Source organism: Paenibacillus herberti (genome assembly GCF_002233675.1).
GTDB lineage: Bacteria > Bacillota > Bacilli > Paenibacillales > Paenibacillaceae > Paenibacillus_O > Paenibacillus_O herberti.
This window is the reverse complement of sequence record NZ_NMUQ01000002.1, coordinates 1,004,047-1,006,287: the sequence shown is the minus strand read 5'-3', so window position 1 is coordinate 1,006,287 and position 2,241 is coordinate 1,004,047. Positions and strand designations below refer to the sequence as shown.

1 rRNA gene (only partly in view) is annotated in these 2,241 nt (G+C 54.1%); it reads right to left on the bottom strand.

Annotated features, from left to right (window positions below):
• Window positions 1-11: 11 nt before the first annotated feature.
• Window positions 12-2,241 (bottom strand): 23S ribosomal RNA (locus CGZ75_RS16885) (it continues 709 nt past the right edge of the window).

The window sequence follows — 2,241 nt, the reverse complement described above, 5'->3', positions numbered from 1 at the left end:
GCTTCACTGATTTGGATAAGCCCTCGACCGATTAGTATTCGTCAGCTGCACGCATTGCTGCGCTTCCACCTCGAACCTATCAACCTAGTCGTCTTCTAGGGGTCTTACATACTGGGAAATCTCATCTCGAGGGGGGCTTCGCGCTTAGATGCTTTCAGCGCTTATCCCGTCCGTACGTAGCTACCCAGCTGTGCTCCTGGCGGAACAACTGGTACACCAGCGGTACGTCCATCCCGGTCCTCTCGTACTAAGGACAGCTCCTCTCAAATTTCCTGCGCCCACGACAGATAGGGACCGAACTGTCTCACGACGTTCTGAACCCAGCTCGCGTACCGCTTTAATGGGCGAACAGCCCAACCCTTGGGACCTACTTCAGCCCCAGGATGCGATGAGCCGACATCGAGGTGCCAAACCTCCCCGTCGATGTGGACTCTTGGGGGAGATAAGCCTGTTATCCCCAGGGTAGCTTTTATCCGTTGAGCGATGGCCCTTCCATTCGGTACCACCGGATCACTAAGCCCGACTTTCGTCCCTGCTCGACTTGTAGGTCTCGCAGTCAAGCTCCCTTATGCCTTTGCACGCTTCGAATGATTTCCAACCATTCTGAGGGAACCTTTGGGCGCCTCCGTTACATTTTAGGAGGCGACCGCCCCAGTCAAACTGTCCACCTGACACGGTCCCTCTGCCGGTTTCACGGCAGCAGGTTAGAACTCCGATACGATCAGGGTGGTATCCCAACGGTGCCTCCACCGAAGCTGGCGCTCCGGCTTCTTAGGCTCCCACCTATCCTGTACAGATCGTACCAAAGTCCAATATCAAGTTACAGTAAAGCTCCATGGGGTCTTTCCGTCTTGTCGCGGGTAACCTGCATCTTCACAGGTATTAAAATTTCACCGGATCTCTCGTTGAGACAGCGCCCAAGTCGTTACGCCATTCGTGCGGGTCAGAATTTACCTGACAAGGAATTTCGCTACCTTAGGACCGTTATAGTTACGGCCGCCGTTTACTGGGGCTTCGGTTCACAGCTTCGGATTGCTCCTAACCGCTCCCCTTAACCTTCCAGCACCGGGCAGGCGTCAGCCCGTATACTTCGCCTTACGGCTTCGCACAGACCTGTGTTTTTGCTAAACAGTCGCTTGGGCCTTTTCACTGCGGCCCCCTCGGGCTATTCACCCTACCGAGGCACCCCTTCTCCCGAAGTTACGGGGTCATGTTGCCGAGTTCCTTAACGAGAGTTATTCCGCGCGCCTTAGCATGCTCTGCTCGCCTACCTGTGTCGGTTTGCGGTACGGGCACCTTCACCTGGCTAGAGGCTTTTCTTGGCAGCTGGAGATCATAACCTTCGGTACTATAATTTTCCCTCCCCATCACAGCCCAGCTTTATACGGTTTGCGGATTTGCCAACAAACCAGCCTCACTGCTTGGACGGACACATCCATCGGTCCGCGTTACTACCCTTCTGCGTCACCCCATTGCTCATAACGGTTTACGGTGGTACAGGAATATCAACCTGTTGTCCTTCGACTACGCCTTTCGGCCTCGCCTTAGGTCCCGACTTACCCTGAGCGGACGAACCTTCCTCAGGAACCCTTAGGCTTTCGGCGGATCAGATTCTCACTGATCTTTTCGTTACTCATACCGGCATTCTCACTTGTGTACTGTCCACCAGTCCTTACGGTCTGACTTCTACCCATACACAACGCTCCCCTACCCAAGTACCTAATGGTACATGTCATAGCTTCGGTGGTGTGTTTAGCCCCGTTACATTTTCGGCGCAGAGTCACTCGACCAGTGAGCTATTACGCACTCTTTAAATGGTGGCTGCTTCTAAGCCAACATCCTGGTTGTCTGGGCAACTCCACATCCTTTCCCACTTAACACACACTTGGGGACCTTAGCTGATGATCTGGGCTGTTTCCCTCTTGACGATGGATCTTAGCACTCACCGTCTGACTCCCGGTTATACATGACTGGCATTCGGAGTTTGACTGGACTTGGTAACCCTTGGCGGGCCCCGCACCCAATCAGTGCTCTACCTCCAGCATGCTCAACACCGAGGCTAGCCCTAAAGCTATTTCGGGGAGAACCAGCTATTTCCGGGTTCGATTGGAATTTCTCCGCTACCCCCACCTCATCCCCGAATTTTTCAACATTCGTGGGTTCGGGCCTCCAGTGCGTGTTACCGCACCTTCACCCTGGACAGGGGTAGATCACCCGGTTTCGGGTCTACATCCACGTACT